The 24,484-nt window shown below is 63.6% G+C and carries 27 protein-coding genes; 8 read left to right on the top strand and 19 right to left on the bottom strand.

The window, feature by feature from the left end; genetic code table 11:
• Positions 1-29 precede the first annotated feature (29 nt).
• The 3 genes from L1277_RS15205 to L1277_RS15195 all read left to right on the top strand — a co-directional run bounded on the left by L1277_RS15205 (position 30) and on the right by L1277_RS15195 (position 4,252).
• Positions 30-1,250, top strand: a complete 1,221-nt coding sequence (locus L1277_RS15205; protein WP_253377614.1) for an MFS transporter — start codon at positions 30-32, stop codon at positions 1,248-1,250.
• A gap of 14 nt (positions 1,251-1,264) precedes the next feature.
• A complete protein-coding gene (locus tag L1277_RS15200) occupies positions 1,265-2,719 on the top strand; it encodes a YibE/F family protein (protein ID WP_253377613.1) in 1,455 nt (484 codons plus the stop codon).
• A 141-nt stretch (positions 2,720-2,860) separates the two neighbouring features.
• Positions 2,861-4,252 carry an MFS transporter gene (locus L1277_RS15195; protein WP_374110259.1) on the top strand — a complete coding sequence of 464 codons (1,392 nt, stop codon included), beginning with the start codon at positions 2,861-2,863 and terminating at the stop codon, positions 4,250-4,252.
• A gap of 20 nt (positions 4,253-4,272) precedes the next feature.
• Here the strand turns inward: L1277_RS15195 and L1277_RS15190 are convergent, their stop codons facing one another.
• The 5 genes from L1277_RS15190 to L1277_RS15170 form a co-directional block, all read right to left on the bottom strand.
• Positions 4,273-5,652, bottom strand: a complete 1,380-nt coding sequence (locus L1277_RS15190; RefSeq protein WP_253377612.1) for an FAD-binding oxidoreductase — start codon at positions 5,650-5,652, stop codon at positions 4,273-4,275.
• Between the two features lie 95 nt (positions 5,653-5,747).
• The gene (locus L1277_RS15185) at positions 5,748-6,908 is read right to left on the bottom strand and encodes an AI-2E family transporter (RefSeq protein WP_253377611.1); all 1,161 of its coding nucleotides are present in this window, start codon (positions 6,906-6,908) and stop codon (positions 5,748-5,750) included.
• A gap of 146 nt (positions 6,909-7,054) precedes the next feature.
• Positions 7,055-7,567 carry a CarD family transcriptional regulator gene (locus L1277_RS15180; protein WP_253377610.1) on the bottom strand — a complete coding sequence of 171 codons (513 nt, stop codon included), beginning with the start codon at positions 7,565-7,567 and terminating at the stop codon, positions 7,055-7,057.
• A gap of 85 nt (positions 7,568-7,652) precedes the next feature.
• Positions 7,653-8,270 (bottom strand): TetR/AcrR family transcriptional regulator, encoded by a 618-nt coding sequence (locus L1277_RS15175; protein WP_253377608.1) that lies wholly within the window; start codon positions 8,268-8,270, stop codon positions 7,653-7,655.
• A gap of 97 nt (positions 8,271-8,367) precedes the next feature.
• A complete protein-coding gene (locus tag L1277_RS15170; RefSeq protein ID WP_253377606.1) occupies positions 8,368-8,724 on the bottom strand; it encodes a hypothetical protein in 357 nt (118 codons plus the stop codon).
• Between the two features lie 199 nt (positions 8,725-8,923).
• Here L1277_RS15170 and L1277_RS15165 point away from each other — a divergent pair, with 199 nt between their 5' ends.
• From L1277_RS15165 to fliW, 5 genes are all read left to right on the top strand, one after another.
• On the top strand, positions 8,924-9,910 hold the full coding sequence (locus L1277_RS15165) for a M23 family metallopeptidase (protein ID WP_253377604.1): 987 nt from the start codon (positions 8,924-8,926) through the stop codon (positions 9,908-9,910).
• Between the two features lie 107 nt (positions 9,911-10,017).
• Positions 10,018-10,578: a flagellar protein FlgN gene (locus L1277_RS15160; RefSeq protein ID WP_253377602.1), complete on the top strand. Its 561-nt coding sequence runs from the start codon at positions 10,018-10,020 to the stop codon at positions 10,576-10,578.
• Between the two features lie 7 nt (positions 10,579-10,585).
• On the top strand, positions 10,586-12,007 hold the full coding sequence (gene flgK / locus L1277_RS15155) for a flagellar hook-associated protein FlgK (protein WP_253377600.1): 1,422 nt from the start codon (positions 10,586-10,588) through the stop codon (positions 12,005-12,007).
• A 15-nt stretch (positions 12,008-12,022) separates the two neighbouring features.
• The gene (gene flgL / locus L1277_RS15150) at positions 12,023-12,895 is read left to right on the top strand and encodes a flagellar hook-associated protein FlgL (protein WP_308215116.1); all 873 of its coding nucleotides are present in this window, start codon (positions 12,023-12,025) and stop codon (positions 12,893-12,895) included.
• Complete coding sequence (gene fliW, locus L1277_RS15145) at positions 12,892-13,275, top strand: flagellar assembly protein FliW (RefSeq protein ID WP_253377597.1); 384 nt, start codon at positions 12,892-12,894, stop codon at positions 13,273-13,275. Before flgL ends, fliW begins: the two co-directional genes overlap by 4 nt.
• 8 nt (positions 13,276-13,283) lie before the next feature.
• Here fliW and L1277_RS15140 read toward each other — a convergent pair whose 3' ends face one another.
• The 14 genes from L1277_RS15140 to L1277_RS15075 form a co-directional block, all read right to left on the bottom strand.
• Positions 13,284-13,526: a carbon storage regulator gene (locus L1277_RS15140; RefSeq protein ID WP_253377594.1), complete on the bottom strand. Its 243-nt coding sequence runs from the start codon at positions 13,524-13,526 to the stop codon at positions 13,284-13,286.
• A gap of 3 nt (positions 13,527-13,529) precedes the next feature.
• Positions 13,530-14,276 (bottom strand): hypothetical protein, encoded by a 747-nt coding sequence (locus L1277_RS15135; RefSeq protein ID WP_253377592.1) that lies wholly within the window; start codon positions 14,274-14,276, stop codon positions 13,530-13,532.
• A complete protein-coding gene (locus L1277_RS15130; protein ID WP_253377705.1) occupies positions 14,251-16,248 on the bottom strand; it encodes a flagellar biosynthesis protein FlhA in 1,998 nt (665 codons plus the stop codon). The genes L1277_RS15135 and L1277_RS15130 overlap by 26 nt, the downstream gene beginning before the upstream one ends.
• Positions 16,249-16,303: 55 nt before the next feature.
• Positions 16,304-17,404, bottom strand: coding sequence for a flagellar biosynthesis protein FlhB (locus L1277_RS15125; RefSeq protein ID WP_253377590.1), 1,101 nt, complete (start codon positions 17,402-17,404; stop codon positions 16,304-16,306).
• Positions 17,404-18,162 carry a flagellar biosynthetic protein FliR gene (locus tag L1277_RS15120; RefSeq protein WP_253377588.1) on the bottom strand — a complete coding sequence of 253 codons (759 nt, stop codon included), beginning with the start codon at positions 18,160-18,162 and terminating at the stop codon, positions 17,404-17,406. The genes L1277_RS15125 and L1277_RS15120 overlap by 1 nt, the downstream gene beginning before the upstream one ends.
• A gap of 1 nt (position 18,163) precedes the next feature.
• Entirely contained in the window at positions 18,164-18,439 is a 276-nt protein-coding gene (gene fliQ, locus L1277_RS15115) for a flagellar biosynthesis protein FliQ (protein ID WP_253377586.1), read from the bottom strand.
• A complete protein-coding gene (fliP, locus tag L1277_RS15110; protein ID WP_253377584.1) occupies positions 18,439-19,278 on the bottom strand; it encodes a flagellar type III secretion system pore protein FliP in 840 nt (279 codons plus the stop codon). Before fliP ends, fliQ begins: the two co-directional genes overlap by 1 nt.
• Positions 19,278-19,745 carry a flagellar biosynthetic protein FliO gene (locus tag L1277_RS15105; RefSeq protein ID WP_253377582.1) on the bottom strand — a complete coding sequence of 156 codons (468 nt, stop codon included), beginning with the start codon at positions 19,743-19,745 and terminating at the stop codon, positions 19,278-19,280. Before L1277_RS15105 ends, fliP begins: the two co-directional genes overlap by 1 nt.
• A complete protein-coding gene (gene fliN / locus L1277_RS15100) occupies positions 19,746-20,450 on the bottom strand; it encodes a flagellar motor switch protein FliN (protein WP_253377580.1) in 705 nt (234 codons plus the stop codon).
• Positions 20,447-21,346 (bottom strand): flagellar motor switch protein FliM, encoded by a 900-nt coding sequence (locus L1277_RS15095; protein WP_253377578.1) that lies wholly within the window; start codon positions 21,344-21,346, stop codon positions 20,447-20,449. The genes fliN and L1277_RS15095 overlap by 4 nt, the downstream gene beginning before the upstream one ends.
• A 56-nt stretch (positions 21,347-21,402) precedes the next feature.
• On the bottom strand, positions 21,403-22,122 hold the full coding sequence (locus L1277_RS15090) for a flagellar motor protein MotB (protein ID WP_253377576.1): 720 nt from the start codon (positions 22,120-22,122) through the stop codon (positions 21,403-21,405).
• A gap of 74 nt (positions 22,123-22,196) precedes the next feature.
• Positions 22,197-22,961, bottom strand: a complete 765-nt coding sequence (locus L1277_RS15085; RefSeq protein WP_253377575.1) for a motility protein A — start codon at positions 22,959-22,961, stop codon at positions 22,197-22,199.
• A complete protein-coding gene (locus tag L1277_RS15080; protein ID WP_253377573.1) occupies positions 22,961-23,206 on the bottom strand; it encodes a flagellar FlbD family protein in 246 nt (81 codons plus the stop codon). The genes L1277_RS15085 and L1277_RS15080 overlap by 1 nt, the downstream gene beginning before the upstream one ends.
• A 102-nt stretch (positions 23,207-23,308) precedes the next feature.
• Entirely contained in the window at positions 23,309-24,472 is a 1,164-nt protein-coding gene (locus L1277_RS15075) for a flagellar hook protein FlgE (RefSeq protein WP_253377571.1), read from the bottom strand.
• Between the last annotated feature and the right edge of the window lie 12 nt (positions 24,473-24,484).

Here is a 24,484-nt window from a genome sequence, read left to right as displayed (position 1 = left end):
CTTGCTCATGACCTCGATCGGCGACGCCTGTGTCCACATCAACGAACCCCTCTGCCGTACTGCCCGCCTTCCCGTGGATCGGTCTGCTCACTCTTGCCGGTGCCATCTTCATCTCGGTGACGAGCGAATTCCTGCCCACAGGGCTGTTGCCGGAGATGGCCGGCGACCTCGACGTCAGCCTGTCGACGGCGGGCTTTTTGGTCAGTGTGTTCGCCGGAACGGTGGTGATTGCGACCACTCCGCTCGCGGCGCTCACCCGCCGGTACTCGCGGAAGGGGCTCGTCGTTGTGGTGCTGCTTGTGCTGGCCCTCGCCAACGTGCTGGCCGCCGTTGCTCCCACCTATGAAGTGCTCGTCGGTGCTCGTGTGCTCGGCGGACTGGCGCACGGGCTGTTCTGGGCTGTCGTTGCGGCGTACGCGGCGCATCTCGTTCCGAAGCAGCAATTGGGCAAGGCCGTCGCCATCACCGCTGGCGGCGGGTCGGCGGCGTTCGTGCTCGGGGTTCCGGTCGGAACGGCGCTTGGTCACGGGCTGGGCTGGCGCGTGGCATTCGGCATCATCGCGGTTGTCATCGCACTGCTCGCGCTCGCCGTTATGAAGTTCCTCCCTCCGGTCAATCACCACGTCGTGCTCAAGACTGGGGAAATCCCGCTGCCACTGCGCAAGGACCGCAGCATGCGCGGAATTGTGCTGCTCTGTGTCGTCATCGTGATTCTCATCACCGGACAGAACATTTACTACACCTACATCGCGCCGTGGCTCATCAACGCGGCTGGGTTTGATGAGTCGAGCGTTCCGTTCCTGCTCTTCCTCTACGGCGGTGCGGGAGCGATCGGCCTGGTGCTCGCTGGCTTCGCGTCAGACCGATTCCCGAAGCGAGGATTCGCGATCGCCCTCCTCGGCGTCATGGCCACCGTCCTCTCGCTGGCAATCTGGTCGGCCAACTCGGTTGTCGTGACGGTCGCCATCGTTGTCTGGGGCACGGCGTTCGGTGGTATCCCCGCAATGCTTCAGACACGGATGCTTCACACCGCCTCATTCCGAACGCGTGACCTTGCGGCCGCGCTGCAGACCACCGCATTCAATGTGGGTATCGGTGGCGGTGCGCTCGTGGGCGGGCTCCTCCTCGACAGCCGGGGTATCGAGTCACTGCCGGGCACGCTCGTGCTGTTCGTCGGAATCGCCTTCGTTCTCACCGTGGGAACGGATGTCATGCGTGCGTCGCGGGCTCGCCGGCTGCTCGCGGCCTGAGCCGGGTCGACTCCATGTCACACTCGCACGCGGCACCCTCTGGCCCTCCCAGCACCGATGCCCTGGCCATCCGGCAGCGTGCGAACCGCCTGCTGGCCGCCATCCTGATTCCGCTGGCCCTCGTGACGCTCGTGGGCATGGCGCTGCTGTGGCCGAGCGGTGCGAGCGAGAACGTCGAGGTAGGCAACCCCTACGCGACGGCAGTGGGCGGTGGGTTCCAGGTCGGAACGGTGGAAAGCACTACCGTCGCTCCGTGTCTCTACCCCTCCGCGAACGCCCCGGAGGGACAAACCTGTGTGGTGACGCGCCTCGTCACCGATCGGGGCGGTGACTCCGTCTCAGTAGAAGTGCCGCCTGAGATCGGTCGTGAGGTGACCGTGAAGGTGGGCGATCGCATCCGCTTCATCGATTTGGGGGAGCGAGCGGAGAGTCCAGAGGCACGCTATTCGTTCATCGACTTCGTGCGAACCGTGCCCATGGGTGTTCTGGCGGCGGTATATGCCCTCGTGGTCATACTTGTCGCGCGCTGGCGTGGGCTCCGTGCGCTGCTCGGACTGCTCGGCGCCTACCTGGTTGTCGCGAATTTCATTCTGCCCGGTCTCGTCGAAGGGAAACCGCCGCTTCTTCTCGGGCTGGTGGGGTCGAGCGTCATCATGATCGCCGTGCTGTACTTCGCGCACGGGTTCTCCGCCCGCACCTCGACCGCGTTGCTCGGCACGATCTTCGGCCTGGTGACAACCTCCCTGGTGGCGGCCTGGGCCACCGGAGCCGCCAACCTCACCGGTCTCAACGATGATGCCGACTACACGCTGGCTTACGCCACCGACTCGATCTCGCTGTCGGGCATTCTGCTCTGCGGACTCATCATTTCGGGACTCGGTGTGCTCAACGATGTCACCATCACTCAGTCATCCGCGGTCTGGGAGATGCACGAACTTGCACCGGAATCGAGCGCACGTCGGCTCTTCGCCGGCGCGATGCGGGTCGGACGCGACCACATCGCCTCCACGGTGTACACGATCGTTTTCGCCTACGCCGGTGCCGCGCTTCCTCTCCTCATCCTGCTGTCCCTCCAGGACCGCCCATTCCTGGAGACCATCTCGAGTGGTGAGCTTGCCGAAGAAATCGTGCGCACCCTCGTTGGGTCGATCGGTCTCGTGCTGGCGATTCCGGTGACCACCGCCATCGCCGTTCTCGTCGTGAAAGCGGTCGGCTCCAGTTCGACCGCGGAGAAGGTTGAGGCTCACGCTCATTCTGACGAGACGAAAACGGATGCTGTCGCGTCGATCAATCGACCGCCCAGCGTCTCGTGGGCGGCTGGCCTGAACCACTCGCCAGCGTCTCCACCGGCACCGCGTTCCACATCCTCGAGCGCGTCGCCGAGTGTGCCGTCACCATCGCCCGTAGAGCCCGGACCGTTGACCAGGCGTGCGCGTCGCCAGGCAGAGGGAACGGTCGACGGCGCCTGAGTTCCGCTACGCGAGGGCTGAATTTTACCTCGGTCCGGTGATGAGAGCCTCGATGCAGCGGGGGGTTGCGACCCTTTAAGTGCACATTTATCCTCGCTGAATGTTCATTTTCACCGCAGCACAGCCGTCCATCCCCAGAACATGCGGCGCAGTGCTGTGATGTCGACCGGCCCCAACAACACCAACCTGCCCGAGGACCCGGCGGCAGAGTTCGCGCCGCCGGAAACTGGAACCACCGAGGGGCGCCGCACGATCCGCAAGGCGATCGCGGCGTCGGCGATCGGAAACGCGACCGAGTGGTTTGACTACGGTGTGTACGCGGTCGCCGTCACCTACATCACCGCAAACTTCTTTCCCGGCGGAACCGTCTTCGCCCTCGCCACATTCGCCATCTCGTTCCTGGTGCGCCCGCTGGGTGGTCTGGTCTGGGGTCCCCTCGGCGACCGGATCGGCCGCAAGGCGATTCTCGCGCTCACGATCATTCTGATGGCCGGTGCGACGTTCGCGATTGGCCTGTTGCCCACGTACGACGCGATCGGCATCTGGGCACCCATCCTGCTGATCCTCATGCGACTCATTCAGGGTTTCTCGACCGGTGGAGAGTACGGCGGAGCGGCGACGTTCATGGCCGAGTATTCACCCGACAAGAAGCGCGGGTTCTTCGGCAGCTTCCTCGAGTTCGGCACCCTCGGCGGTTTTGTTCTGGGAACCGCCGTTGTCCTCGCTCTGCAGTTGCTGCTCGGCGAGGACACCATGACCGAGTGGGGCTGGCGAATCCCGTTCCTCCTCGCGGGTCCGCTGGGATTGATCGGCGTTTATCTTCGCAGCAAGCTCGAAGACTCGCCGGTGTTCCGCGAGGTCGAAGAACAGCACGAGATGGAGCCGAGCGCTCGTTCGGGGCTCCGAGAGTTGTTCGCCCACTACTGGCGTCCGTTGGTCTCGATGGCGGGACTGGTCATCGCCCTCAACGTCGCAAACTACACACTCATCAGCTACATGCCGACCTACCTGGAGACCCAGATTGGGCTGGACGCGAGTGCGTCGCTGGCGCTCATCCTTGTCGGTGAACTCGTCATGATGGCCCTTATCCCCTTCGCGGGCCGCCTCTCCGACCGCGTTGGACGGAAGCCGATGTGGCGAGTATCGGTCGTCGGGCTCTTCATCGGCGCGATTCCCCTCTACCTGTTGATGGGCACAGGATTCCTCGGCGCGCTGGTTGGCTTCGCGATCCTCGGAGTGCTGTACGTCTTGCAGCTCTCGACGATTTCAGCGACCTTTCCCGCGATGTTCCCCACTCAGGTGCGCTTCGCCGGTTTTGCGATCACCTACAACGTCGCCACCGCGCTCTTCGGAGGAACAGCTCCCCTCGTCAACGAAGCACTCATCCAGTCCACCGGCAATCTGCTCATTCCGGCGTTCTACATGATGGCTGCATGTGCTGTTGGTTTCGTCGCACTGCTTTTCGTTCCGGAAACCGCAGGCGCATCCCTCCGGGGGACGGACATACCCAGGCAGGAGGAACCGACCTCCTGATCGGCTCCTGCCCGGCCGTGCTAGCGCGCCAGGTCGGGCGGGATGTTGTGGTTGCGCCGAAACAGGTTCTCCGGATCGTACGTGCGCTTGAGGCTCATGAGTCGCGACAGAGTGTCAGGCGAGTAAAGGAGTGCTGGCTCCTCACCACCCGGCGCGCTGGAGAAGCCGGCGTACGTGCCCTGCAGATGAGGGGAGACGTGTTGCCAGAGGTCACGCACGCGTGAGCCAGCCTCGGCCGGTCCGTCTGGTGGGAGGAACGCCACCGAGATGATCAGAGCTTCGCTGTCCCGGAAGCCAAAGGCCGTTGCGTCGTTCGGCACCCGGCTAAAGGCGCCTCCCAAACTGCGAATCATGAGGACCGAGCCGCCCAACTCGGCGTACATCGACGCGAGGTCGCCCAAAGCTTCATCGGTCAGTTCTCGAGCGAAGGCGTTGTGCCCGATGATCGTCATGCCCTCGGGCGGGTGGGCCTCCTCGAGGAGGTCGACGTAAGGGTGAGCCGCAACGTCATCGCTCGTGAGCCCGGGCAGGTCACGGAGAGGAGCAAGAGCGGCCTCAGCTGCGACAGCATCGTCCCCGGCGAAGCACACCAGGACCTGTACGCCACCGGGCATGCCCGGAAACGCGGGCATGGCCAGGAACGTGGTGTTGAGCTCATCGGGCGCTGCTCGCATCACATCACGCCAGCCGGCCAGCAGTTCGGCGAGGTCTGCATCGCCGAACTGCAGTGTTCCGGAGAAAACGCGTGACAGTGAGCGCGCGTGGAAGGTGAAGCTTGTCACAACCCCGAAGTTGCCCCCTCCACCACGGATCGCCCAGAACAGCTCCGGGTGTTCGTCTGCGCTGACCCGAAGCACCTCGCTTCCTGCCGTGACGATCGTTGCTTCCACCACGCTGTCGAGAGCGAGGCCGCACGTGCGCACCATCCAACCGATGCCGCCACCAAGGCTGAGCCCGCCCACCCCGACGGACGTCGTGTCGCCGGAGGACAGAGCAAGCCCGGAACCGTCCAATGTGGCGGCGACCTGGCCCCAGGTGGCCCCTGCCCCGATTCGGACGAGTCGACGGACCGGGTCAATGATCTCAACGCTGTTCAGTCGACGCAGATCGATGACTACTCCACCGACGTTCGTGCTGAAACCGCTGCCGCTGTGTCCACCACTGCGGACGGAGAGTTCCAGCCCGTGTGATCGAGCAAACGCGACGGCCACTCCAACGTCGTCAGCGTCGGAGACCTGTGCCACGAGAGCGGGTGCGGCTGTGGCGCCGTAGACGGTGCCGTAAACGGTCGCCGCAGACTCGTACTCGGGATCGCCGGGAAGAACTACGGAGCCGGCGAGTGATTGCTTGAGGTCGGCGACAGCGTCAGGGTGAATGGGAGATGGATCGACGGTGGTCATGGACGTTACTCCGCAGGTTGCCGGTGGGGGATCTCCGGAGAATCTTTCTCCGCGCCGTGCGGGAGGTCAAGGGGTCCTTCGGCCTGGGGCCGTCGTTACTTGGCGGTAGCGCCGGGCCCTGCCGGTGTCTCCTTTGCATCCTGCAAGGGAAAGACGACCTTCTGAACGATGATGATGCCGGACGCTGCAACCGGAATGGCAACGAGCGCGCCGAGGATGCCGCCGATCGCGCCGCCAGCGACGGCCGCGATGACGACGATCGCTCCGGGGACGGCGACAGCGCGGTTCATGATGCGCGGGCTCAGCACGTAGGCCTCGATTTGCATGTAAATCAGGTAGTAGATTCCGGCGATCAGCGCGGTGATCGGCGAAACGAACAGGCAGATGAGGGTGTTGATGATTGAGGCCGTCAAGGTACCAACGAGGGGAATCAGTGAGCCAAGGAACGCGATAACGGCGAGCAGGAACGGCAGCGGCGCCCCGATGATCGACAGGAAGATGAGGCTGAGGATGCCGTTGCAGAGGGCGAGGGATACCTGGCCAACGACGTATCGCCCGACGGCGCTCGTGATCTCCTCGGTAATCTGTGCGAAACGCACGCGGCGGTATGCCGGGACGAACCGGTAGGTGATGCCTTTCATCGAGCGGAGCGAGGCGAGGAAGTACAGGGTGAGGATGACCACGATGGTCGCCCCGGTGACGCCGCTCGCTACACCGGCACCGACCGCGGCCAGGCCGCCTCCGATGGCGAGCAGGTTCTTCGGGTCGCTCACGAATGTGACGCCGTTGGAAATTGTTTCGTCGATGCTGAACGCGCCGCCGAGTGCGTTCTGCACGTCTTTAATCAAGGTGCTGTTGGTCAGCTCCTGTTCGAGGCGGGGAAGGTCCTCGACCAGGTTGCCGATCTGGGTGACGAGGACCGGAACGACCGCGAAGAGCAGACCGGCAAAAACTCCGAGGACGGCAACAACGACGAGGAGAATGGCGATCGCACGTGGCATCCGCTTTTCCAGCCAGGTGACAAGGGGATCGAGACCCAGCGAGAGAAAGAGCGCAACACCGATGTAAATCAGGACAGTGCCGAGCTGGGTGACGATGCCGCCAATGACGAGCGCGGCGAGAACACCGAGCCCGCCGACCAAGCCGATGCGGAAGGCGTTGATGCTGAACCCCGGCGCGTCGCCGCCCGTTTGAATGGCGATATCAGGTTTGAGGTTTCGAGCGTCTTCCAAGACCTGCTTGCGGTTTCTGCGCATCGTTCCCTGCTGCCCTGTGAGATCCGGCACCCGGCCGGGAAGCGAATGCCGCTTCGACTCCATGGTGCCGCACCGAACGCAGCGATCCGGTCGGCTCGCCGCATGGTTGCGGTGAGCCGACCGGATCGGCTATGCGAAAGAAGCGGTTACGCCTGGGCGACCGCCGCTGTGCCGTGGGCGCTGGCGAGGACTTCCTCGAGAGCAGCGGATGCTTCCTCGGGGGTGAACTTCTGCGCGAGGGCCAGCTCGGACTCAAGGATCTGGCGTGCCTTCATCAGCAGTCGCTTTTCACCGGCCGAGACACCGTGGTCCTGGTCGCGGCGCCACAGGTCGCGAACAACTTCGGCGACACGGTAGACACTGCCGCTGGCCATCTTCTCCTGGTTCGCCTTGTAGCGGCGCGACCAGTTGCCTGGCTCCTCGACGAACGGCTCGCGCAGCACGTCTGAGACGGCCTGAACGCCAGCGGCATCGATGACGTCGCGAACGCCGACGAGCTCAGTGTTGTCGATGGGCAGCTTAATGACGAGCTCGCTGGTGTGAGCGCTGAGCGTCATGACCTTCTTTTCAACGCCCTTGATCAGCCGAGTGGAGATTTCGGTGATGGTGACCGCGCCGTGGTGAGGGTAGACGAGTGTTTCTCCGACGGTGAAATTCATTTCCGGTGTACCTCTTTTTTCAATCGGTCCTTCAACGAAGGACGGCGTTGGTGCCGGTCGGCGCGGGAAGCGACCGGTCGGGGAGTCAGCAAAACTGGGTTTCGAGCAGGGTGGCAGGCAAAAGTTGTGCGAGTTCGTCCACCAGGTCGTCGTCTGAGACGGAGACCCGGCCTTTGAGGGTTGACCCGATCAGGGTGAGCGCCCCGCCAGCAACGAACGTCGCGGTGAGTTCGGGGCGAGGGCCGATCGGCAGGCCACCCAACGTATCGATGGAGTCCAGCCAGAGGCTCGCGTAGCCGTGCACCACTTCGTCATAGGCGCCGCGCGACAGCGAGAGGTCGAGCACATTCGCGTACACCGGATAGTGCTTCACCATGTGGGTGAGCAGGCGACGGTAGCTGTGCTGGGCGGCGTCCTGCCTGTCGGCGGAATCGGTGCGAACCAAAAGGGCAACGGATGCTCGCACTTCCGCGAGCTGGACGTGCAGATATTCGCGGGCCAGGTCGTCGAGGCCACTGAAATGCGCGTAGAACGAACTGCGGCTGATCGATGCCGTTCGCACGATATCGCTCACGGTGATGGGAGTTCGTTGCGCGGTGGTCAGCGACTCGACCGCGGAGAAGATCGCCCGGCGGGTCTTCTCGGCGCGGGGATCAGATTTGAGAGAGCGCTCCGCCTCTACGGGGGCTTCTGAGCGCAACATCAAGCCAGTCTACCACTTCTCGGACACGTGTCCGACAACGGTCGATCTGTTCCGTGATAAAGCGCAAATGCAGCTCGCGGGACCGCGGCGATGAGCCCTATTCGTCGACGATTGCGATGAAGCCGTCGCCGATGCCGTCGACCTCGGTGCGGCTCTTCCCTGCCGCCGGAGCCGGCAATTCGTCAGGGTCATGGTGCGAGCAGGTGAGGTAGGTGTACGAGGGCCACCATTTCTTGGGACGGGTGGTCTCGGTGTATCCGCAGACGTCGCAGGTGAGCGAAACCCACACCGCTTTCTTGCCCGTACGGTTCGCCCGGGACTGTACGAGCCAGGCCGGAGGGGTGGTGTCGAGCTCGGTGAGTTCTTCTTCCGATAACCGGGCCGGAATGCCGTGGCGAACCGCCATTTCGAGCGGAATGTCCAGTCGCTGTGCGGCTTCTCTACGCGTAACCATGTCTGTCCAATGATAGGCACTCCACAGTGATCGAATCGGAACGCTCTTTCCACAGCCCCTCGCTCGGGGAGTGGAATTCCCAGCCAAAGCGATTAGTCTCGAATGAACCCGTTCGACGAGTGGTGCCCCATCGCCCTCGTCACCCGCCGAAGAATTGCCGCCCGGTGTGCTTTGGAGCTGCCGCAAGGCTGGAGATCGAATGTCCGAGAACGTCGCCCGTGAGAGCGGTTCCATCGACCCATCGGCCGGTAACCCCTTCCCCACGCGGGCGAGCGTCCGCCGTGCGGCCCAGGCGTCGACAACCGGTCACGCCCGCCGAAGCGCGCGAGCAGCGCGCAGTGAATCGGCCGCACCGACAGTGTCACGCACGACGGTCGCATCGAGGTGGCGAAGCATCCGTTCGATGGTGATTGTGGCGCTTGTCGTGCCCGGTATTTTCGGCACCATTGCCTTGCCGGCATATGCCTTCGAGACCACCCCGGCGGCAACCACCGCCCCGGTCTACGACACCGGCGCGCAGTCGTTAATTGTGAACGATTGGGCTGGCGAGAGCGTTGCGCGCGACAGTTACTCGGCCACGACCGTCGAAGAACTCTCGGCCGCGAAGGCTGCCGCGGCCGCTGCTGCCGCGCAGGCTGCCGCCGCTGCTCGCGCCGCCCAGGCGAAGGCGTCGAGTGGGTCTAGCGGATCCATGGGATCCAGGGGGTCGGGCGGATACCCGTACAGCACGTCGGATCCCGAGCTCGCCGCCTTCCTGACCGGGAAGAGCGACACCTGGATTCGTCCGGTCGCCGCGTCGATCTCTTCGCCGTATGGTCCCCGCGGACTCATTTGCAACGGTGCGGGCTGCTCCAACTCGTTCCATGATGGAATCGACTTCGGGACGAGCTGTGGCACCCCGGTCAAGGCGGTCTCGGCGGGCCGTGTCACCTTCACGGGCAACGCGGGCAGCTACGGAAACCGCGTCGTGGTTGATCACGGCAATGGAGTGGCCTCCATCTATGGCCACCTTTCGACCGGGTCGTTCAAGGTCTCGGTGGGCGACCTCATTGAGGCGGGAACGGTGGTGGCCGGTGTCGGCGCGACCGGTGTGGTCACCGCATGCCACCTTGACCTCAAGATCGGCATCAACGGCAGCTTCACCAGCCCGGTCCCGTACCTCGCGAGCCGCGGCCTTCGGCTGTAGTTCAACGGCCATCAGCCGCCGAACTCGTGTGCTCAACTGCCCAGTCGTCCTAACATGGACGATACCTCCGCCGATAGTCGAAAAAGACTAACGAGGAGCGGCCGCAAATGAGCGAACCCGACATCGCGCTCCTGCCCAGCAGACTGAGTGCCTGGACAGACAGACCCTGGAAGTTGGAAGACATGGGCGCAAACGAACTCTCAGCGCTGATTTGGCGAGAGAGGGAGTTGCTCGAGCTCGTGGTCTTCAAGCTTGAGGTGGAGCAACTGCTGCTCACGACGGGCAAGACGAAATGGTTGCACCAAGCCACGACCGAGATCGAGCAAGTGGTCGAGAGCCTGCGCGAAGTAGGACTCGCCCGCAGCGTCGAGGTCACCGTCGTAGCCCGGGAGTGGGGAACGCCGGAGAACGCCACTCTGCGGCACTTGATAGAGAACGCTCCAGCGGGGCCGTGGGCCGAGATCTTCTCCGACCACTTGCAGGCGCTGACCCAGTTCACTACCGACATCAAATCGCTTCGGGACGCCAACGAACAAATGCTTAGAGCGGCGGCTCGATCGACCCAGGAGACACTCGCGCAAACGACGCCGGAGGCCGGCGTTTACACCGCGAACGGTGAGTCCGACGGGTCGGCTGCTTCTGCTCGCATCTTCGACAGGGACCTGTAAGAGCCAAATGAGTACTTTCAGTGGATTGAACACCGCGTACACCGGACTGGCCGCGGCGCGGCAGAGCCTTGATGTAGTCGGTCAGAACATCGCCAACTCGAACACGGTCGGGTACACGCGTCAGCGAGTGACCACCAGCGCGATTGGCTCGTTGGGCCACGTCGGCCCCCTCGCGGGGGCACCCCGTGTCGGCGGTGGCGTGTCGGTCGACTCAATCGCCCGACTCGGGAACGTGTATCTCGACGCGCGTGTGCGCACGACAGCGGGCGTCGCAGGGTACTCCGCAGTACGCGCCAACGTCATGAGCGGAATTGAAGACTCGCTCCGTGAGCCAGGCAAGAACGGGCTCTCGGCACAAATGCAGGAATTCTGGGCGTCGTGGCAGGGGCTGGCGAACAGCTCCGGCGTCGCAGCGTCCGGCGGCGTCGTGCTTGAACAGGCGGGCGTGCTGGTCTCGCAAATCGCGCGCGGCTACAACGAAATCGACGCTCAGTGGACGCAGGTGCGAAGCGAATTGGGCGGTATGGCGGATGAATTGAATTCCGCGGCAACCCAAGTGGCGAACCTCAACGTCACTATTCGTTCAACTCTTGCTGCAGGTGGCTCGGTGAACGAACTCCTCGACCAGCGAAGCGCACTGACGACGACAATGGCTGCTCTCACCGGAGCCACGGTCGCCGAGCGTCCCGACGGAACGGTCGATGTACTCATCGCCGGCAACGCCCTGGTCACGGGCGACACCGCCAATCCCATCACGGTCACCGGCTCCTTTCAGATGGACGGCGCGACCGACAGCCCGGTGCGGCTCGAATGGGCCAAGCGTCCGGGCAGCGCAGTGGCGCTCGGCGGTGGCGAGATTGCCGGCGCATTGTCGATGCTCGCGCCAGCTAACGCCTCGGGAACCGGCGGATCCATCGCTGAAGCCGCCGAGTCCTACAACGACCTCGCCCTCTCACTTGCCGGCCAAGTCAACGCGATTCACCGTACCGGTGAGACCAAGTCGGGTGCCCCGGGCGGCGACTTCTTCTCACTTGGCACCGGTCCTGCCGCGCGGAGCATCAGTGTGGTGCCGAAGGATGTCGGCGACCTCGCTGCTGGTGCACCCGGTAAGGGTGGGCTCGATGGATCCAATGCGGACGCCATCGCCCAAATCGGAACATCAGCCGGAGCACCCGACAAGATCTGGACCAGCTTCGTCACCCGTACCGGAGTAGTGGCCCGCACCGAACTGCAGCAGGCGGCACTGGCCGAACTTGCTGCGGGATCCGCCTCCAGCGCCCAGTTGGCGAATGCCACCGTCGACCTCGACGAGGAAAACGTCAGCCTGGTGATGTTCCAGTCGGCCTATCAGGGTGCCGCCCGCGTGATGACCGCGGTAGACGAGATGCTGGACACACTCATTAACCGCACCGGAATCGTGGGGAGGTAGATCGTGATTAACCGTGTGACGAATCAGACCATGATGCGCTCAGCGCTCACCAACCTGCAGTCGAACATGAGCCAGATGGCCAAGCTGCAGGAGCAAGCCTCAAGCCAGAAGCTCATCAACCGGCCGTCCGACGATCCCACAGCGGCGGCAAGCGCAATGGCGATCCGTTCCGAACAGCGGGCAACCGTGCAATACGGCCGAAATATCAGTGACGGCAACGCCTGGTTGACAACAGTCGACTCCGCTCTCTCCAATTCCTCCGCGCTTCTCATCAAGATCCGTGACCTCACGGTGAAGGGTGCCAACGATGGTGCCCTGTCGGCACCTGCCAAGGAAGCAATCGCACTCGAACTCGAAAGCCTGCAATCAGAGCTGCTCAGCGAGGCAAACACCAGCTACCTGGGTCGCTCCGTCTTCGCGGGCAATTCCGATGCGGGCGCCGCCTTCACGGCAGCTTTTGATTTCACTGGCCAGCCCGGCGCGACGGTTGAACGGCGCGTCAGTTCCGGAACCACTGTGCGTGTCGACGCCGACGGCGCGGCCGCGTTCGGTGTCGGTGACGACTCCGTTTTCGCCTTGGTCAAAAACATCGTCAGCGACCTGCGAAACGGAACGAACATCGGTAGTCACCTCACCGCCATTGACGCGCACCACGAAGCCGTGCTCGGCCAGCACGCCACCATCGGTGCGCGCCACGCCGAAATCCTGAGGGCCGGGGAGGTCAACGTGGAGAAATCTGTTTCGCTCGAGTCCGAGCGGTCCAACGTTGAAGACATCGACTTGGCGAAGACTGTGCTCGATCTGCAGGTGCAGCAGGTCTCCTACCAGACCGCTCTGGCGGTTACCGCGCGGGTGCTCCAGCCCACCCTGATGGACTTCCTCCGATGAGCGCACCACTTCGGTTCCTCGTCTCGCCTCCGGGCCTTGAACCTTTCGTCGACTTTCTGTTGGTAGAGATCGAGGGTGCACCAGGCCTCTACACGGTGACCGCTGCAGCTGAGGGCGGCCCCCGCCTGTTCGTGCTTGATGCCGCCGTGCACCTGCCCAGCTACCAGCCCACCATCACCGACCAGCAGTGCGAGCTGCTCGCGCTGCAGAAGCCCGAGGACGCCTCGGTGCTCGTGGTGGTCAATCCGGCCGCGAACGAGAAGACGACCGTCAACCTCATGGCACCCATCGTGGTGAACATGACAACCGGCGGCTGCGCACAGCTGATTCTCGAAGGCCAGGACTGGCCGATCAAGGCCGAGCTCGCGAACGCCGCCTAAGACCCCCGTCAGTCGGCGGTCGGGATGTAGCCGAGCGCCGCCTTGATACGGTCCTCGGCCGACGTGTCGGCCTCGGTCGCCGCGCGGTTGGCTTCGGTGACCGCTTCAACGATCTCGTGTCGCTGAATCCGAACGCCCGATGGCGCATCAATTCCGATACGGATGCTGTCGCCGCGCGATTCGAGGAACGTCACCACGATATCGTCGCCGATCAGAACCCGCTCACCGGGTTTACGCGTGAGAACTAGCACCGGTCAACTATCCCATACGGGTCGCTGTGCCGGGGCCGGACGAGCCGTCCGGCCGTCGACCCAGCCGATCGGCAGGTTGAGTTGCTCGACGGTTTCGGGGCTCGTCGTGAAAGCACTGCCCTCCACGGCCACGGCGTCCACCGGAATGAGTGCGGCCACCGTGTTGACCCAGGCCGCCGTGTCGTCCGGCTTGCGCCCGGCGTCAATGGCCACCCAGACCTGGTCGGGTGAGATGCTGCCCACGGTGTCGGCCCAGCCCGGTGCCGGGCTCGGCCCGCGGTCAAGTCCGTATGCGACAAACACAGGGCTTGAGTTCTGCACGCCCATGGCTCGGGCGCGCACGGCGGTGCGGCGGTCATCCACTCGCGGGGCTCCGGTGTTCTCAACGGTACCGGCGACCGCGATCTCCACGGCATCCGAGGCCGCCGCCATCGATCGCACGACAGCGAGCGCATCCACTGGGGCACCGATCACGAGAACCAGGTCACCGGGAGCCGACAGCGGTGCTGGCGCGGCCGGGCGACGTCGATAGAGCGGCGGAAGCACGGGGGACGCCGTGTCCAGGTTTGCGGTGAGGTCATCCAGTACCTGCGCGAAAGCGTGGCCGCCCGGCGAAACCGGTTCGGCCTGGGCCTGCTCTGTGTAGAGCTTGCGTTCCGCGCCGTCTACGGAGTCGAGTAGTGCGGCCATCGCGGCGCCAGGCACCGTCGGTACCGTGGGCGGGTCAGTTCGCTGAAATCGGTTCGGCATTGCCGATCACTCCCACTGTTTCGATGTCGACGTTAGCTGCTCCGGCTTCCTGGTAAGAGAGTACCGGGAGGCCGTTGGACTGGCTCGAGACCAGGCGCCGGATGGCCGGTCGCAACGCCGGTGCGCAGACCAGCACTGCGGAGTGACCATTAGCCTCTGCGCGCGCGACGGCGCCCTTCAGCGAAGTGAAGACCGATTCGATCCGGCCCTGGTCAAGCAGAATCTGGGTGCCGAGTTCTGACGGACGCATTGCCTCGAGCATGGACTGCTCGAGCGTCGGGTCGATCATGATCACACGAAGTATGCGGCCGTCGAGGTATTGGCTGGTGAGGGCCGGGCCCAGCGACTGGCGCGCTGCCTCGATCAGCCCTTCGGGGTCGGTCGACACCTTGGCCCGCAGCGCAAGTGCCTCGTAGATGCGGGCGAGGTCATTGATGGGGATCTGCTCCGCGAGAAGACCCTGCAACACGCGCTGTACCTCGGCGAGGCTGAGCAGTGCGGGCGTCAGCTCGTCGACGGCAGATGGGTTCACCTGCTTGATGCTGTCGGTGAGCTGCCTCACGTCCTCGCGGGTGAGCAGGCGGGCCGCGTTGCCGGTGATGATGGATGACAGGTGGGTGACCACGACCGAGACGCGGTCAATCACTGTTGCACCTGTCATTTCTGCGCTGTGCCGCATCTCCTGCGGAATCCACTTGCCGGCGAGGCCGAAGACCGGCTCGATAGTGACCTGCCCTGGCAGGTTGTCGAGAGCGTCGCCCAGTGCCAGCACCTTGCCGGATGGTGCCAGCCCGCGCCCGGCCTCGACTCCGGAAATCCGAATGACGTAAGTGGAGGAGGGCAGGTCGACACTGTCCCTCGTGCGAACCGGAGGCACGATGATGCCGAGGTCCATCGCGATCGTGCGGCGGAGCGCGCGCACCCGCGCGAGCAGGTCGTCCGAGGATCCGGAAACGATGTTGACGACGTCTGGCGCAAGCAGAATCTCCAATGCGTGCACACGCATCCGCTCCATCAGTTCTTCCGTCGTTTCGGGAGCCGGCGCGTTTTCCGCGAGTTCTGCCTGTTCTGCCGATGCCTTCTTGGCTGCTTCCGACGTCTTGATGCGCTGGGCGGCGAAAAGCAGGAACAGGCCGACGCCAATGAACGGCAGCACAGGCATTCCGGGAATCAGCGCCATTGCGATGGCGGCGCCGCCAGCAATCATCAACGCGTTTCGCGACTGGGAGAGCTGGGCGGATGCCGTGGAGCCCATGTCGGATTCGGCGTTGGAACGAGTGACGATCATGCCGGTAGAAACCGCCATGAGGAGTGCTGGGATTTGGGTGACGAGCCCATCGCCGATGGTCAGGAGGGTGTAGGTGCTGACCGCTTCACCGATCTCCATGCCGTTCTGCAACATGCCAATCGCGATGCCGCCGACGACATTGATGATGATGATGATAATGCCGGCGATTGCGTCACCCTTGACGAACTTGGATGCACCGTCCATCGCGCCGTAGAAGTCGGCCTCGGCAGAGACTTCGGCCCGGCGTTCTCGCGCCTGGGTGTCGGTAATGAGGCCGGCGTTGAGGTCGGCGTCGATCGCCATCTGCTTACCGGGCATCGCGTCGAGCGTGAATCGTGCGCCGACCTCAGCGACACGTTCCGCACCCTTGGTGACCACAACGAATTGGATCACCACGAGGATGAGGAACACCACTGCGCCGATGACGATGGAGCCGCCGACCGCAACGTTGCCGAAGGCTTCGATGACGTGGCCGGCGTAGCCTTCGCCCAAGACCAGGCGTGTCGAGGCGACGTTGAGGCCCAGCCGAAACAGGGTAGCGACGAGGAGGAGCGACGGGAACACCGAGAAGTCGAGCGGCTTGCGCACGAACATGGTGGTGAGCAGGATGACGAGCGCGAAGAGGATGTTCACGATGATGAGGACATCGAGCAGTCCGGCGGCCACCGGCACGATCAGCAACATGAGGATGCCGACCACACCGAGGGGAACGGCGATCTTGGGAAGGTTACGGTTCACGTCAGGCGCCTCCTGGGCTGAGAACTGAAGAAGTCATGGTGTGCATCCCACTGGCTGAGCCACGGCGTCGAAGCGCCATGACGAACATGAGAACGCGAGCGACGGCGTTATAGAGGTCAACGGGGATTTCCTGGCCGAGGTCGCAGGCCGCGTGCAGTGCACGGGCCAGCGGAATGTCTTGCACCATCGGCACGTTTTGGGTCTCCGCCTCGGCCCGGATACGGGCTGCGATGGTTCCTGCGCCCTTGGCAACGACACGGGGGGCGGATTTGCCGGGCTCGTATTTCAGGGCGACGGCGACGTGTGTGGGGTTCACCAGGACGACATCGGCATCGGCGATCGCCGCAATCATGCGGTTGCGGCTCATGGCAAGCTGCCGGGACCGGCGTTGCGATTTGATCAGCGGGTCACCCTCGGAGCTCTTGCTCTCGTCCCGCACTTCTTTCTTCGTCATCCGAGTGCGTTTCTGGTTGCGGCGCATGACCACGAACACGTCTGCAGCGGCGAGGATCAGCCCGGCCGCGACGGCCGACTGGAGAAGTGAGCCGGTTCCTGCCGCAGCGGCCTGCACCACCGCAGAGACCGACAGCCCGCCTGTGCCCATAAGCAGAGGCATGAGGCCCTGGATGACCAGATAGAGAACGACGCCGACGACGATGGTCTTCAGGAGAGCTTTGGCGCCCTGCCACAGCGCCTGCATTCCGAAAACACGTTTCATGCCGGTGACGAGGTTGAACTGTTCGTACTTTCCGGTGAACTTTTTGAGGTGAACGCCCTGGGCGGCGGCACCGGCAAGCACGACTACGCCAACCACGGCGAGGAGGGGTGCGAGGCTGGACATGAGGGAGGACAAGCCGAGTCCAAGCGTGCCCAGCGCTACATTTGGGTCGGGCTGAGATGCGATAGCACCGATCCGAAATAGCTGCAGTGTTCCGGCGTCGGCGGCCAGGCCCATGGTCGCCGGCATCATGAGCGCAGCGGCGCCGATGCCCAGCCAGGCCGTGAGGTCCTGCGACTTGGAGAGTTGTCCCTTTTCGCGGACTTCCTTCATCCGCTTTTCGGTCGCTTGCTCGGTACGTTCCCCTGAATCGTTCTCGGCCATTACCTCACCCCCGTGAGTTGGCGCAGGGCATCGCCGGTCAGTGAGGAGACCAGCTGCGGCAGGGCCACAAAGGTGACGGTGACGAGGGTAAGCGTTAAGAAGATCTTGAGTGGGAAGCCGAGTGCGAACGCGTTGAGCGCGGGAGCGACACGGGTGAGTAGGCCGAGCCCGGCGTCGGCGAGAAACAGAACGACGAGCAGAGGGCCCGCGATCTGGACCGCGGCGAGGAACATCTGGGTTACGCCGGTGGTCATCGCCTGGGCCGGCGCCGTGAGATCGATCATTCCGCCCAGCGGTAGCGCGGTGAAGGTGCGGATCAGGCCACCGAAGATGAGCTGGTAGCCGCCGGAGGCGAAAAGCAGGGCAAGGGCCGTCATGTGGAAGAGACGGGAAAACTGGGCACCGTTGATCATTGACTGTGGGTCGAATCCCTGTGCCATCTGGAATCCGCCGAACATGTCGATCAGGTTGCCAGCGGACTGCACAGCCGCGAACACCAGCATCACCAGGAAACCGAGAACCGCTCCAATGAGGATTTCCGCGATGAGCGCCCCGATGAAGGGGCCGGTGTCGAAGGACTCGTAACCCGGTGTCAGGCGTGGGGAGACCGCGAGGGCAAGTGCCACGCCAAGCATGCCTTTGACCCGCACCGGAATCGCGCCGTAGGAGAACGGCGGTGCGATGACCAGAAAGGCCACCATGCGGACGCTGGCAAGCAAAACAGCTTCGATCCAAGGAAAGTCCAGTGTGAACGCCATCTCAGCCGCCGTTCAACAGTGACGGGATCATGTCGAACATTCGGTGGGTGAACGAGACGATTTCGGCGATCATCCAGTGCCCGGCAACAAGGAGGGCCAGCGCGACCGCGATCGCTTTAGGCACGAAGGAAAGCGTGACCTCCTGGATCTGCGTGATCGATTGGACGAGTGAGACCGCGAAGCCCACCACGAGGGCGGTGACGAGGATGGGCGCAGAAAGCTTGGCCGCGACGATGAGGCCCTGCATCGCGATGTCGAGAACGGAATTGGAGTCCATTAGCCGGCCCCATAGCTCGAGATAAGCGAGGTGATGATGAGACCCCAGCCGTCGACAAGGATGAACAGCAAAATTTTGAACGGGAGCGAGATCATTACGGGCGGGAGCATCATCATGCCCATCGACATCAGGGCCGCGGCCACGACAAGGTCGATGACGAGGAACGGCACGAAGATTACGAAACCGATGATGAAGGCGGCGCGTAGTTCAGAGATCATGAACGCTGGAATCAGGGTCAGGAGCGGAACAGCATCCGCGTTCTCAGGATTGGGCTGATCAGCCGCCCGCGTCATCAGGGCGAGGTCTTCTTCGCGGGTGTGGGCGAGCATGAAGTCGCGAAGCGGCCCCGAGCCCAGGTCGAGCGCGTCGGTGAACGACAGTGAGCCGCCCAGGTAGGGCTGGACGGCGAGGGTGTTGATGTCGGTCAACACCGGCGCCATGATGAACAGCGACAGGAAGAGCGCGAGGCCGGCAAGCACCTGGTTGGGTGGGATCGACGGCAGCGACAGCGCGTTCCTGGTCATCGCCAGAACCACGAAAATCTTGGTGAACGACGTCATCATCAAGAGCAGTGCCGGTGCCACCGACAGCAATGTGATTCCGACGAGCGTCAAAACGGCGGCCGACGGTGTGCCGTTGATGCCGTTAATATCGACGGTCACGTCCCCCGGATCACTCGGGTTCGTGGGGTCGGTCGGCGGTGTCGGGTCAACCGGTACCGCGTGTGAGACCGTCGGCGCGATCAGGAGAAAGACGACAATGAGGGCGAGAGTGACAACGGCAAGCACGACACGACGCTGCACGTGCCGAGACACGGTCGGCGTCGGGCGGGCGGTCATCAACGGATCTGTCGAAGAGCAGCGGCCGTCTGTTTCCAGGTGGACGGAGAAAGAATGGAACCGGATGCCTGTACCGACGGCTGGTGCTTGCGCGGCCGAAGGGGAGCCGTTGGAGCGGTCGCTGCGCCGCTGATGTCCGTCACTTCCGCGAGCGTGTTCGCGAAGGACTTCGCGGGTGACTCCGAGGTCACCTCTGCGGTCGTCGCGGTTTCGAGGGCGGGTACATCGTCGCTGTGCAGCACGTTCACCGCGTGCTCGGTGACGCCGAGCAAAAACCGCTTGCCGTCAACGTCGACGACAACAACCGAGGCTTTCAGGCCGATGCCTTGGCGCCCGACAACCGTCACAAGCTCGGCGGCCTTGCTGCGAGACTTTCCACGCGTGAGGCGGCGCTGGGCATACCAGAGCAGGCCGAGCACGGCCGCAAGCGAGAGGATGACGCGAAGCGCCACGAACAGGGTGTCCATTTAGAGTTGGCCGTCGGCAACGTCGAGGATCTGGGTGATGCGAACGGCGTAGTCCTGGTCAACAACAACGACCTCGCCGTGGGCGATGAGTCGACCGTTCAGCAGAACGTCAGCCGGAGCGCCCGCCGACCGATCGAGTTCGATGATTCCGCCCGGCTCGAGGGCTAGCACATCCCGCACCGACATGCGGGTGCGGCCGATCTCAACCGTGAGCGCCATTTCGACATTGTTGATGCGATTGAGTTTGCCGACGGCAGTGGTCGTCGGGGCGGCCGACGCACCGAGGGTGCCGTGCTCACGCACCCGGATGGCGAACCAGCCCGCGGTGCCTGCATCGCCAGCGAGGGCGAACACAACGGTATCTTCGTCTGCGAACAGTGCCGAGGCGTCTTCTCTGCGGGACTCGCCCAGTACCCCCGCACCGAAAGCAGCGGATGCCGCGTCAAGCGCTGGACGAACGATGTCCAGTGCCGAAATCAGCGGGGAGTCGCTGCCAGCGGCAACCGTGAGGGCATCCGGGTCAACCAGGATGAGCGCGAAATCGGCGGATGGCGCGCCGACCAGCGTGGCAACCGTCGCCGACCGGGCGTGATCACCGATCGACTCACGGTCGTAGCCCTGGATGGCCCGAAGAGCCGGCATGGTCGGCAACAGAGCGGCCGCGGCGTCAGCGGCTGAGCGGAGCTGAGTCTGAGTGATGGTCATCGGCTGATCTCCTGAGTTTCGACTACGACACACGCCAAGCGGGAGCCGTTTGCTCCCATCGCTGCGCGGGCGAGGGGCTGACCGCCGACGGTGACGTCGAGCGGCCGGTGTTGAGGGTGGGGAAGGGAAAGGACGTCGCCAACCGCAAGGCCGAGAATGACGCCGGGGCGCACGTCGGCGGACGCCAGTTGAACCGAAACGTCTACGGGTACCTGGCTGAGCTGGCCCTTGAGCGACGCGGTGAATTCGGCCGGGGTGTCCACGACCGCCGTGTCGCCCAGCTGGCTGAGCAACGCTTCGGCCGGAATCGCGACCGTGGCCGGTGCGCTGTGCTCTCCGACCTGAATCGTGAAGCCGGCAACGATCATCAGCTCAGACGGCGCGGCGGCTTGGGCGAACTGCGAGTTGTAGTGGATCGAGTCGACGGCGATTGGCGTGGTCAGCATGGCACCAAACGAGTACAGCAGGTCGTCGAGGGCGTCATCCATCAGCTGCCGGATCAGCGCCTGTTCAACCGCGGTGAATCGTCGCTCGGGAGCAGGAGTGTTGCGTGTGCCACCGAGCATGCGATCGATCCAGCTGAGCGCTGCGCTGGTCGGAAACTGAATGACTGCTTTGGGCGACGGGCCGGCGAGCGTGCAGAGCACCATTGCCGTGGTGTTGGGAAGCGATGATGCGTAGTCATCGTAGGTCTGCATCAACACACTGTCGAAGGTGACCTGTGACCAGGCGCGAACCTTCGCGGTCAACTGGGTTCCCCATTGCCGTGCGAACGTCTCGCAGGCAAGTTCGAGCACACGCGAGTGTTCCCGGGCAAGCGTCGTCGGGCGGCGGAAGTCGTAGACACTTACCGGCTTCTCGGGCACGCTGAATGATGCTTGTTTCTGGACCGTCACACAAAGCACTATCGGCTGCGAACCCATGGGGGTTAGCGGAGCGCCGAGATCCCGAACTATTGCTTGGCGGCCAGCTCCGGCAGGAGAGAACGGACCGACTCGGGTTGGTCAGACAGTGCGACCACGTCAACGCGCCGGTTGAGGGCGAGTTCGTCCGGTGTCGCCCCGGCGGTCAGAGGTTGCGCGGAGCCGAAACCGACCGAGGCGACCCTCTCAGCAGGAAGAGCACATTGCTCAACGAGGTGTCGAAGAACCTGAACGGAACGGCCGGATGAGAGTTCCCAGTTTGTCGGGAATGGTCCACTCGGCTCGCGATAGTCGGCATGACCTTCGACCGAAATGTGATACTCCACTTCGGCGAGCGGCGGCGCTACGGCGTCAAGCACAGTGACGACGCTGGCACTCAGAGTGTCGCTGTTCGATTCGAAAAACGTTTCGGTGCTCACGAGGCGGACGGTGAGGCCGCGCTCACCGATCTCGAACTGGACTGCACCACCCAGGCCCTGCGCGTCGAGGTTCGATTTGATCTTTTCTCGAAGCGCAACGAGATCGTCGAGTTCTGCCTGGGCGAGATCAAGGTCGGTGAGGCTTTCACCTTCTTCGTCGACTTTCTCCGCTTCGACGACGATGCCGTCCGCTGTATCCGCGAACTCAGACTCGGTGACACCGAAACCGGTCGCCAGCGAATTGCGCAGCTCCTCGAACTTGGCCTGGTCGACGGTCGACATGCCGAAGAGCACGATGAACGTGCACATGAGTACGGTGACCATGTCCATGTAGGACGCCATCCAGCGTTCGTCGGCGTGCGGGGCTTCCTCTGCCTCGAAACTCCGGCGGGAACCCCGCGACCTCATGCCGCTTCCGGCAGGGTATAGGCCGGAGTCATCGCGCGCAGTCGCTCACCCAACAGCCTAGGCTGGCTTCCGGCCTGAACCGCAAGAACACCTTCCATCAGCAGCGTCATCCGCTCCACCTCAAGATCGCAGAGTCGAGCCAACCGAGTGCCGATCGGCAGCCAGATGAAGTTGGCCGAAAGAAGACCCCACAGTGTCGCCACGAACGCCGCAGCGATCATCGGTCCGAGCTTGTCCGGTGTGGAGAGGTTCTCGAGCACGTGGACAAGCGAAACCACGGTACCGATGATTCCGACGGTGGGCGCATAGCCACCGAGTGTTGTGAAGAATTTCGCTGCGGCACGGTCGGCTTTCGCACTCGTGTGAATCTCATCTTCGAGCAACATCCGCAGTTCTTCACCGTCGGTGCCGTCCGCGATGTTTTGCAATGCCCGCCGGAGAAAGGGATCGTCGACGTTCTCGGCCTCCTGGTCGAGAGCGAGCAGTCCATCCTTCCGGGCGCGCTCGGCGAAGCCGACTACCTGCTCGATGACATTCTGCGGCGGAGTGGTCTTGCCCTTGAAAGCGCGAGGAAGCGCTTTGATCGCCTGAAAGAAGTCTTTGATCGTACCGCCGGCGATTCCGACGGCGATCGTCGCCCCGAAGACGAGGATCATTGGCGCCGGAAGCAAGATTGCTTCGAGGTGCACACCCTCAAGGGTGAGCATCGCGTAGAGCGCGCCGAATGCGACGACGAGCCCGATCAGTGTTGCGGGATCCATTAGTTTTCTCTCGGGTGGATGCGGATGGGCCTAGCCAGCTCATCGGGGCGTGGATCGCTCGCCAATGTCAACACGTGAGCGCGGTAGTGGGCGATCTTGTCGATTACTTCGGCCATTGACTCGGTGACGATGTACTTGGCGCCGTCCACAGTGACGAGAGTCGTGTCGGGGTTTTCGTGGATCCGCTCGATGAGGTCAGGGTTGATCGCGAACTGCGCGTCGTTAAGACGGGTCACTACGATCATTTGGTTTCATCCCTGCTCACGGAGCTCGAATGAGCCTCCACTGCATACTGTCGGCCGCAGTCACCGCTCAGTTAGCGGTGACTGCGGCCGAAGCGGGAACGGTTATCGCTTCAGGTTGGTGAGCTCCTGCAGTACTTCGTCCGAGGTGGTGATGATGCGGGCGTTCGCCTGGAAACCACGCTGGGCAACGATCAGGTTGGTGAATTCCTGCGACAGGTCGACGTTGGACATCTCCAGGGCGCCGGACACGATCGAACCGAAACCGGCCGAACCCGGTGTACCCAGGTCAGCGGTTCCCGAGTTGAATGTCGCCCGGTATGCGGATGAGCCAGCCTTTTCGAGCCCGCCCGGGTTGACGAAGGTCGCCAATGACACGCGGCCGATGGCCTGCGAAGCGCCGTTGTTGAACGAGCCGATGAGCGTTCCGTCCTTCGACAGGGCGAACGATTCTAGGGTGCCGGCCTTGCGGCCATCCTGACCGGAAATGGACGCCGTGCTGAGACCAGCGAAGCCGGTGAGCTTGCTGACGTCGACCGTCACGCCAGCAACGTTGGCGGACGGTCCGGAGGTGAGCGCACCGTTCGCGAACGTGAGCTGAGCCGGAGCGGTGCCGGAGCCGTCGCCGAGCGACCAACCACCCGCCGTGCGGGTGAACGTCAGGGCGACGTTCGTCGAGTCGCCGTTGGCGTCAAACACGGCGAGGTCGCGCACCAGTTGAGTTCCGACGATCGCGTCGGACGGCAGGTTGCCGGTCATCGTGGCGGTCGAGGTGGGGATCGCCGGCGAGATGGCACCGAGTGGCAGCGTGATTGTGTTAATCGCACCACCTTCGTTGATCTTGCCGTCGACGGCTCCCCACCCCTGGACGAGAGCTCCGCTCGGGTCAACAAGTCGCCCCTGCGGGTCGAAGTCGAAGGCGCCAGCGCGGGTGTAGAGCGTTTCGCCGCCGAGTTTGGTCACAAAGAAGCCGTCACCGGAGATCATCAGGTCGGTTGCTCGTCCGGTGCTCTGGGCCGAGCCCTGAGCGAAGTTTGTTGAGATACCTGCGACCTGGACGCCGAGGCCCACCTGAGCGGGGTTCGTTCCACCAACCTCGGCCTGCGGGCCGCCAGCTCCCTGGGTGAGCTGCGAGAGGGTGTCCTGGAACTGTACGGATGACCCCTTGAAACCGGCGGTGTTGACGTTGGCGATGTTGTTGCCCGTCACGTCAAGCATGGTTTGGTGTGAGCGGAGGCCAGAGATTCCTGAGTACAGGGAGCGAAGCATGGGTGAGTCCTT

It is taken from the genome of Okibacterium sp. HSC-33S16 (assembly GCF_024171565.1).
Taxonomy (GTDB): Bacteria; Actinomycetota; Actinomycetes; order Actinomycetales; family Microbacteriaceae; genus Mycetocola_A.
The sequence above is the reverse complement of the archived record's forward strand: the minus strand, read 5'-3'. Positions and strand labels throughout refer to the sequence as shown.